This is a genomic window from Rhizobium sullae (assembly GCF_900169785.1).
GTDB lineage: Bacteria > Pseudomonadota > Alphaproteobacteria > Rhizobiales > Rhizobiaceae > Rhizobium > Rhizobium sullae.
Genome location: NZ_FWER01000039.1, coordinates 50066 through 58925, shown reverse-complemented (window position 1 = coordinate 58925; position 8860 = coordinate 50066). Strand labels below are relative to the sequence as shown.

Below are 8860 nucleotides of genomic sequence, written 5' to 3'. Positions count from 1 at the left end.
CCCGAGCGGAGGCTCCTTCTTCCACTCGGCAATAAGCTCCGCGAAATTGGACGGCCCGGTTACAGGCTCGATGATGAGCTTATCCCCCTCGCGGTGGATCATCACGCGATCCCCTGGCAACTCAAATTCCGCAGGGATGCGCACCGCCTGACTACGGTTGTTGCGGAACAGCTTCACTTCTTTCGGTCTTGATGACGGCAATGAAATAGGCATATGGCAGCCTCCGTTGTATATGCCAAAATATATATGCCGTGTCGCGCCGATTCAAGTCCGACTGCTCGTTCATCGCGGCGCAAGGTCGGGCGCAGGAGGTCGCTCGGCCCACCCCCTAATCCTAGCGGCTTTAAAACTCGGTACCGATAAGAAGGCCTTGCGCACTAACGGTGGTCGGCTCACACCGGATTTCTAAACGCAGAAGATGCGGATAAACGATCGTTTGTGGGCATTTCTGTAGGAAGTGCCACCTATTGCTTGGCATGAGGACGTGGACTATATATCCCAAAGTATCTATTTCATTCAGGATATGAAATGACGGAATGGAAGGTCGAGTTTCATGACCGCTTCAAAGGCGAGATCATAGACCTTCCAGCCGATGTTCGGGTCGAATTGCTCGCGCATTTGGTGCTACTTCGCGAGAACGGCTTTCGATTGGGACGATCTGAGGTCGACACACTCGAAGGATCCAAACACGCGAACATGAAGGAACTACGCGTCAAGGTGTTGAAGGTGCAATGGCGGTTCGCCTTTGCCTTTGATCCGGAGCGAAAGGCTGTGGTTCTCTGCGGTGGTGCGAAGGGCGGTGTGAGCCAGAAACTCTTCTATAAACGGCTGATCGATCTGGCGGACAAACGATACGACGAGCATTTGAGCGAGTTGGAGAAGAAACATGGATGATCTCGATAAGCTGATACAGACGCTTCCTGATGATGAACAGCGCGCCGTCGCAAAGCGTGCCGACGAGCTTTTCGCAGCGCACAGTCTGCGTGAATTGCGGGCACTTGCTGGACGAACGCAGGAAGACGTGTCTGCCGGGACCGGTTTCAAGCAGACCAACGTCTCAAGACTGGAGAAGCGCGCCGACATGAAGCTGTCGACGCTTCGCGACTATGTCGAATCCCTCGGCGGCACGTTGAAGATCGTCGCGGATGTCGCGGGCAAGAAAGTCGATCTTTCCAGCATTGCAGAGCGTTCCCGACGCGGTTCAAAGCTCTGAACGCCGTGGCAGGGGAGGGGAGCTACAGTCCTGCCGCTTTCGTCAAGTTGACGCGGAAACGGTCGCGGTGGCGGTGATAGCGGCGGGTCATTTCAGCGGAGGCATGGCCGAGTTGCCTCTGGATATAGCGCTCATCGACTTCGGATGACGAAGCCAGGCCGGCGCGCCGTGAGGGAGTACACTTCAATTTGCCGAGTAGCCCGGAAGGCGCTGGCGGCGTGATAAGCGGTAAACCGACATACCAACCAGCATGGCCGCAACGAACAGAACGGCCTCCCACCGCCCCGTCGACAATGCAGCGATGGCGGGGCCGGGACAGAACCCCACCAGTCCCCAGCCAAGCCCGAACAAGCCCGCGCCAGTCACCAGTTTCCAATCGATCGATCTGTTCGCCGGCACATAGAAGCGGCTGTCGAGCAAGGGCGCCGAGCGGCGAGCGCGGATGATGTGAGCCACGGCAGAAGGAATCAGCGCGCCACCCATGACAAAGGCCAGCGACGGGTCCCAGCTACCCGCGACATCGAGGAAAGCTAGCACACGTCCGGGATTGATCATGTCGGAGATTACCAAGCCTGCGCCAAAGATGAGCCCGCAGAAGACCGATGCTACCATGCGGGCCCTCATTGCTGCACTCCAAGGAGATGTCGCGTGACGAAGACCGTCGCACCCGCAACAGCCATGAAGATCGCTGTGGCGGCAAGCGAACGCGGCGAAAGACGGGCAAGCCCGCAAACGCCGTGGCCGCTCGTGCAACCCGATCCGAGTCGGGTGCCATATCCAACGAATATTCCGGCAACGATCAGCAGTGCTGGGGAAGAGGTGATAGCGATGTCGGGTCGGCGGACGAGGGCGGCCGCCAGCCACGCTCCTGCAATGAGGCCGACTATGAAACCCAGTCCCAACTTGCTGACGCCGTCATGGGTCAATCCGGCTGCATCGGCGGCCAGACCGGAAATTCCGGCTATCCTTCCGTTCAGCAGAAGGTAGAGGCCTGCCGACAGGCCAATCAGGAGGCCGCCTGCCAGGGGCCAGAGATAATATATTTCAGTCATTGCGCTCACACTGCGTTTTCGGTTCGGGCGTCGATCTTCACGACGGATCGGCTAAGGTTATTTCGACTTTATATATGCGACGAGATCGGCAATCTCGGTACGTGTCAGGGACAGATTGGGCATCCGGGAGTGATGAGGTGCAGCCAAGAAGGCCGAAAGGCTCGCTGCGTCAAACTGCTCCGATTCACCAATCTGAGCGAACGTCGGGACAGTATCGGAGCCGTGAACTTGTCCGGGTGCAACGACGTGACACTCGCCGCACCAGTGTTGGGCGATGCTGCGGCCGCGGAGTCGATCGGCCGCAGCGCTCTCGCCAATGACCATCAGAAGGAGAGCAACGGTAATAGCGCATTGCAGGCCATGTGTTCGCTTCATTGCAGCCGGGTCCTATAGGGTTCACCAGCAACTCGCGTTCGGTCATTGGCTAGCGTTGCCTTCGATCCATTTCGAGCCGCGTCCAGGTGATGATCAGACGCATCAGTCGCGTTTACTGCCACGCGACCATCGGACGTGAGTTCCTTGGCATCGAATTTGCGGGACGCGCTATCGCTGAAGTCTGAGATAGATTCCTGCAGGCGGCACTCGTCGGCGATATCGAGCAGGGCCTCCTTCGCAACAAGGACGATTTCGTCGCCCCCGATGTCTCTTTCCATGATCAGAAGCGCCTCGTCACCCGATGCCTTCATCATTCCACGGACCAACTTCAAGGGCATTTTCATCCTCCCGGCGCGCATGCGCTTCGATCCACCAATTCGAGCCACCAAAGAGTGTTCACTCAAGCATTATGCTTCGCGCGCATGGCAACGCCTTGATCGAGCTCAAAGTCGGATCTCCAATCGCAATCCGGTGGAGGTTAAAATCAGCGGGCCCGTCTGCCATAATCGCGCATCTCGTCGATCCGGCGTTGGGTCTGTCGCGAGTTCTGGCTTTGCGGCTTGTGGTCCTGCCGATGGCGCTGCGCCAAGCTCTGCCCGCCTACAGTAACGAGATCATCCTCATGGTGAAGGGCACCTCGCTTGCCTCCATCATCACGCTGACGGAAGTGACCGGCATTGCGCAGGAGTTGATCTCGCAGACCTATCGCGCCATGGAGGTGTTCATCGCCGCCGGCGCAATCTACCTCGTCCTCAACTTCATCACCGTGTGGGCGCTTGCGCGGCTTGAAACAAGGCTGACGCCTGATCGCGTACGTGCCTGACCACCATGACCGCATACTACGGAGACTGAAAGACAATGCGCAATTTCGAGACGCCGACACGATCGGTGGCCGTGTCCGCTCAAGCAATGGCCGCGACATCGCACCGTCCGCTACCTTGATAGCGATCAACATCCTGCAGGCAGGTGGCAATGCCATGGACGCTGCCATAGCCGCCTGCGCCGTCCAATGCGTCGTCGAGCCGGGATCGACCGGCATTGGCGGCGACTGCTTCGCGCTTTACGCGCCGAAGGGCGAAGCCGATGTCATTGCCTATAATGGTTCGGGCCGCACACCGGCAGCCCTAACGGTGGACTGGTTCGAAGAACGCGGCCTGACCGAAGTGCCGCGCCAGTCGCCTTCCTCTGTGACTGTTCCCGGGGCCATCGACGCCTGGACGCGACTTCACGCGGATCATGGCCGTCTTGCCTTTGCCGAGCTTCTGGCGCCCGCCATCACCTTTGCCGAGAACGGCTATGCGATTTCGCCGCGTGTGCATCATGACTGGGCGAAGGAGGAGCGGGTGCTTGCTGCCGACGAGGCAGCAGCGCGCATCTTCCTGCCGCAAGGCCGCGCGCCGCGCATCGGTGAGATACATCGCCAGCCGGAATTGGCCGCAACCTTCCGCAGGATCGCTACCGACCGCGACGGCTTTTATCGCGGGCCGGTTGCCGAAGACATGGTGGAGCGCCTGCGCGCGCTTGGCGGGCTTCATACACTCAACGACTTCACCGCCGCCAGGGGCGAGTACGTCACGCCCGTCACCACGACGTTCCGCGACTACACGATCCATGAATGCCCGCCCAACGGGCAAGGCATCATCGCGCTGATGATCCTCAACATTCTGTCGCACTTTGAGGCCGCTGGCGCGCCGGACGCGATCGACCGCATCCATATCGAAATCGAGGCGACGCGGCTTGCCTATGCGGCGCGCGACGCCTGGCTGGCGGACCCCGCCAAGGCCGATGTACCGGTCGCGGAGATGCTGTCCGACGAGCTGGCCAGCCGGCTCGCGGGCAGGATAGACCTGGCGCAGGCCATTGCGGATCTGCCGCCGTTCGAACTGCCGCGACACCGCGACACGGTGTATATTTCCGTGGTGGATGCTGAGCGGAATTCGGTGAGCTTCATCAACTCGATCTTCGACAGTTTTGGCGCCGGCATCGTTGCGCCGAAATCGGGCGTCATCCTGCACAACCGCGGTCAGAGTTTCTCGCTGAAGCGCGGCCATCCCAACATGATCGCGCCGGAAAAGCGTCCGCTGCACACGATCATCCCTGGTATGGTGACGCGCAACGGTCGAACCGAAATGTCTTTCGGCGTCATGGGCGGGTACTACCAAGCTATGGGGCACGCGCATTTGATTTCCAAAGTGCTCGACTATGGCATGGACTTGCAGGACGCGATCGACCTGCCGCGCCTGGTGCCGGCAAGCGGGCTCGCGCCGAAGATCGAGGCGGAGCAGACCGTTCCGGCCGCGACCATTGCCGAACTTCAGGCGCGCGGCTTCGAGATCGTACCGACTGAGGACCCGATCGGTGGCGCGCAGGTGATCCGCGTCGATTGGGAAAACGGCACGCTGACCGGCGCGTCGGAATCACGCAAGGACGGGGTAGCACTTGGCCTTTGATGAGAGACAGGTGCCCCCCGGGGACGTCCGGCCGCTCTGTTGCAAAAAATCCCGTTGATGTCCGAAGGAGCGCGAAGATTCTGAGCGAGATTTTTGATGAGCGATTTCAAGTGGCGTCATTTTCAGGGTGAAGTGATTTTGTGGGCGGTGCGATGGTATTGCCGCTATGGGGTCAGCTACCGCGACCTTGAGCAAATGATGGGCGAACGGGGTGTGCCAGTCGATCATTCCACGATTTATCGTTGGGTTCAGAAATATGCTCCGGAGATTGAAAAGCGGTTGCGATGGCACTGGCGCCGGAAGGACCGGGCGCGGAACAGCGGCAAGGACCTCAACCAGATCGTCGAGCACGGATTGGGGCTGCACCCCCGGCGAAGGCCGCGAACCGGTTCCGGGCACGCAGGCCGAGTTTGGTGAGCTTACCAGGCCCGGGTGGAAACCGGCGCAGCTTGCCCGGCAGGATAAAGGGCATTTGACGCCGTGCGCATGCCGCGGCGTCAAATCGGCGTCTTTTAAGGACTGTTGCATCGCCGTTGAACATGACGGAACTGCTTCACATTCCCTTCATCCGGTAATGGAATAAGGGTAACGTTGCAGCATGATGTGGCGGCACGGTGGAGAGCGACATGAATAGATCGAAGGACGATTTCGATACACCTGACTGGCTGCAAGCCGAACTGGCCGATACACTTGACGAGGATTACGAACTTGAACTTTCGGAACCGGCCCTGTCGGAAGAAATCCGGAAGGTTTATCGCAAGTCGCATCCGCCCTCGATGCCACGCATCGATTACTTCCGCACGCTGCTGTCGCTGCAAGCCGAGCTGATCAAATTGCAGGATTGGGTCTCGTACCACAAGGAGAAGGTCGTGGTGATCTTCGAGGGACGCGACTCGGCCGGCAAGGGCGGCGTGATCAAACGCATCACCCAGCGCCTCAACCCTCGCGTCGTCAGGGTGGTGGCGCTGCCGGCCCCATCAGATCGCGAGAAGACCCAGTGGTATTTCCAGCGCTACGTGCCGCATCTGCCGGCCGGCGGCGAGATCGTGCTCTTCGACCGGTCCTGGTATAACCGCTCGGGTGTCGAGCGGGTCATGGGGTTTGCGACCGAGGATCAGATGGAGCAATTCTTCGACGACGTTCCCGAGTTCGAGCGTATGCTGGTGCGCTCAGGTATCCGCCTGGTCAAGTACTGGTTCTCGATCACCGACGAGGAACAGCAGATGCGGTTCCTCGTTCGGATCCATGATCCCCTGAAGCAGTGGAAGCTGTCGCCGATGGACCTGCAATCACGCGTACGCTGGGAAGCCTATACCAAGGCCAAGGAAGAGACCTTCGCCCGCACGAACATCCCTGAGGCGCCCTGGTACATCGTCGAGGGCAACGACAAGAAGCGCGCCCGCCTCAACTGCATCGACCACCTGCTCACGCAGATTCCCTACGAAGACGTGCCGCACGAAGACATCACGCTTCCCGAGCGGGTATTTAATCCCGACTACGAACGCAAGGTCCTCCCGCCGGAGCTCTATGTGCCGTCGAAATACTAGGTCAGCTCAGGGTCGCCAAGAAACACCTGCTGTGGTCCTGGATCAGCTGTCGCGGCCTGCGGCGACGTGTCTGGCGTAGGCGCGAGTTCGCGTTGGAATTGCGCGCGGTGATTTATTGTATATGACAGTTTTGCGACAGAAGCTGCCGCGATGATCGTTGGAGGTAGGAGGAACCGTGAGCGAAAAACGCAAACGAGTTTACGAGGCGCTGTTGGATGGTGCCACAGAAGGTCTTTCCGGTAAGGAGCTTTACAATTTCGTGCTGCGGCGCTGTCCTAAAGCGACCAGCAAGAAGATTGTGCGTGCCTCGCTTCTTGCTCTTTCGGATCCTCACGTGAAGGATCGCAATGTTTTGCACACCATTTACGCGCTTGCGATAGCGCACCGAATGGATGAGGTCGGGTCGACGGGTGACCCCGATGATGAGGAAGATCCTGCAGAAAAGAGCCCAGTTCTGCGGAAGTTGAAGAAGACGGCCGCATCTGCTTCGATGCCCCCGGAAGCAAATCCGAATTGAACCCGGCACCGGGATAGTCGGGCGCCCAAGGGACAAAGCATTCGCGTTGACCGCCCACCAATATCTACCGTTGTCGTTTGAAACGCACATGAGTTGATGAAAGCATGAGTCTTTCCGCTGCCCGCCAAGCAGAGGCGGAATGTTTACGGCTGCGGCCGGCGGTGAGGCAGCTTTAAGAGCAGAGCGTGTGCCGTCTTCTTGAACTTGGGTTCGGAGTTCGTTCGAATGTGCCAGGTGAGTTGTTTCGACCCGATGCGTCCGCTGCAACGTATGAACTGCTGCATTGACCTGACGAAGCACTTTGCCGGACGTGAAAGCGACAATCGATCTCCCGCGCCCTTGGAACAGAACTACGCTCCCAAAGTTCGGATGAAAATATCACCGGCGCTGCAGAAGCAGCTGCAACTTGCGCAACCTCTGAGCAAACATTGAATGGGAGCAAGCGTCGCCGCTCGATGACCGACGTTTCGGCTTACTGGAGGAATCCGATGTTTCATCGCGCAATAACACTCAAGGCATTTGCCCCGGTCTTGCTTCTGGCTGTGGCGGCGCCGACAGCGACGGCGCAGCCGGCGCCCAGTGCTGTCAGCCGCGAGATCGCCTTTCTTCGTGCGTTTGACGGGCAGTTTGCCGGAACCGGCAGCCTGGAGCGTGCCAGCGGTTCGAGCCATAGGCTGACATGCAGGTTCACTGGCAATAGTGAAGGGCGGCAAGTTCTCCTGGATGGGCGCTGCTCAACGGCAATCATATTTGGCACATCGATGCGCATTGATATCCAATACGATGCGGGAACGGGGCGCTATTCGGGCTCGTTTCGCGAGAGCATGGGCACAATCGCAGACCTCGCAGGCTCTCGACAGGGCCAGATGCTTTCGCTCTCTTTTACCGAAACGCCAGAGAGTATTCGCCCCAACCCACCCGCACGACTGACGATCGTGCGAAGGGACGGCGGCATGGTTTTGACACTTCGTGGAACAAAGCCGGGTCGAGGTCAGAGCCTAAACCTTGAGCTGCGCAAAAGCTGAGGCCGAACGCGGGCAGCGGGAGGAGGAGGCTGACCGCTGGGGGGGNCCTAAACCTTGAGCTGCGCAAAAGCTGAGGCCGAACGCGGGCAGCGGGAGGAGGAGGCTGACCGCTGGGGGGGGGACGATCGATCTTCATTGATCCCTCCGAGAGCATGGCTGCGATGGTCTGGCCGAGCAAAACTTGATAGCGGNGGGGGGACGATCGATCTTCATTGATCCCTCCGAGAGCATGGCTGCGATGGTCTGGCCGAGCAAAACTTGATAGCGGCCGAAAATTTGGCGCTTGAGCCATGAAAAGGATCTGATGCAGGAGGACGTGGAATCGCGGACGGACTTCAGCCAGCGGTATTTGAGCGGCCTCGAGAGGCGAGCGCGACCCAACCTCGCGCTGCAATTGATAGTGGGCATAAATGTATGTTCAAAACGATCCTGCGTTCAGGACGTTCGTTCAAGCGGTGGGATACCCCACGATGTGACCGAACAGGCCTCTCGCAGACTTCAATATTTGATCAAACAACGAAGGTTGAGGGCCGTGAAGGAACTCTACACCGGCGCGGGTCAATGAGAAGTTCATGCTGACGTCGAAGCCGGAACTGTCTTCCTGCACTAGATCCATCTCCCAAGCCTCGCGGAGACCCGGCAAGTTGGCGTCCATGTCCTCTAAGTCTGACACAGGGTAAC

10 protein-coding genes and 4 pseudogenes are annotated in these 8860 nt (G+C 59.1%); 8 read left to right on the top strand and 6 right to left on the bottom strand.

What is annotated here, in order from left to right:
* A partial coding sequence (locus BN1800_RS27530; RefSeq protein WP_087001963.1) for an antitoxin occupies positions 1-213 on the bottom strand: 213 nt, incomplete at its 3' end.
* Positions 214-528: 315 nt separating this feature from the next.
* Between BN1800_RS27530 and BN1800_RS27525 the strand changes: the two genes are divergently transcribed.
* On the top strand, positions 529-894 hold the full coding sequence (locus BN1800_RS27525; RefSeq protein ID WP_087001961.1) for a type II toxin-antitoxin system RelE/ParE family toxin: 366 nt from the start codon (positions 529-531) through the stop codon (positions 892-894).
* Positions 887-1213, top strand: coding sequence for a helix-turn-helix domain-containing protein (locus tag BN1800_RS27520; RefSeq protein WP_027512591.1), 327 nt, complete (start codon positions 887-889; stop codon positions 1211-1213). The genes BN1800_RS27525 and BN1800_RS27520 overlap by 8 nt, the downstream gene beginning before the upstream one ends.
* Positions 1214-1235: 22 nt before the next feature.
* On the opposite strand, the pseudogene BN1800_RS42860 reads toward BN1800_RS27520, so the two are convergent.
* The 5 genes and pseudogenes from BN1800_RS42860 to BN1800_RS27500 all read right to left on the bottom strand — a co-directional run.
* Positions 1236-1385, bottom strand: a pseudogene (locus tag BN1800_RS42860) (integrase); the annotation flags it as partial.
* Between the two features lie 11 nt (positions 1386-1396).
* Positions 1397-1837, bottom strand: coding sequence for a DUF6691 family protein (locus tag BN1800_RS27515; protein WP_027512592.1), 441 nt, complete (start codon positions 1835-1837; stop codon positions 1397-1399).
* Positions 1834-2265 carry a YeeE/YedE family protein gene (locus BN1800_RS27510; RefSeq protein WP_087001959.1) on the bottom strand — a complete coding sequence of 144 codons (432 nt, stop codon included), beginning with the start codon at positions 2263-2265 and terminating at the stop codon, positions 1834-1836. Before BN1800_RS27510 ends, BN1800_RS27515 begins: the two co-directional genes overlap by 4 nt.
* 57 nt (positions 2266-2322) lie before the next feature.
* Positions 2323-2589, bottom strand: a complete 267-nt coding sequence (locus tag BN1800_RS43665) for a c-type cytochrome (RefSeq protein WP_342210317.1) — start codon at positions 2587-2589, stop codon at positions 2323-2325.
* 146 nt (positions 2590-2735) lie between these two features.
* Positions 2736-2978 (bottom strand): annotated as a pseudogene (locus BN1800_RS27500) (hypothetical protein); the annotation flags it as partial.
* Here BN1800_RS27500 and BN1800_RS44080 point away from each other — a divergent pair.
* From BN1800_RS44080 to BN1800_RS27470, 6 genes and pseudogenes are all read left to right on the top strand, one after another.
* A complete protein-coding gene (locus BN1800_RS44080) occupies positions 2942-3463 on the top strand; it encodes an ABC transporter permease subunit (protein ID WP_087001957.1) in 522 nt (173 codons plus the stop codon). The pseudogene BN1800_RS27500 and the gene BN1800_RS44080 overlap by 37 nt on opposite strands.
* A 35-nt stretch (positions 3464-3498) precedes the next feature.
* Positions 3499-5090 (top strand): annotated as a pseudogene (ggt, locus tag BN1800_RS27490) (gamma-glutamyltransferase).
* A 96-nt stretch (positions 5091-5186) separates the two neighbouring features.
* Positions 5187-5387, top strand: a pseudogene (locus tag BN1800_RS27485) (IS6 family transposase); the annotation flags it as partial.
* A 329-nt stretch (positions 5388-5716) separates the two neighbouring features.
* Positions 5717-6637 carry a polyphosphate kinase 2 gene (ppk2, locus tag BN1800_RS27480; protein ID WP_087001956.1) on the top strand — a complete coding sequence of 307 codons (921 nt, stop codon included), beginning with the start codon at positions 5717-5719 and terminating at the stop codon, positions 6635-6637.
* A gap of 175 nt (positions 6638-6812) precedes the next feature.
* A complete protein-coding gene (locus BN1800_RS27475; RefSeq protein WP_087001955.1) occupies positions 6813-7154 on the top strand; it encodes a hypothetical protein in 342 nt (113 codons plus the stop codon).
* A 488-nt stretch (positions 7155-7642) separates the two neighbouring features.
* Positions 7643-8179 (top strand): hypothetical protein, encoded by a 537-nt coding sequence (locus BN1800_RS27470; protein WP_027512598.1) that lies wholly within the window; start codon positions 7643-7645, stop codon positions 8177-8179.
* The last annotated feature ends 681 nt before the right edge of the window (positions 8180-8860 follow it).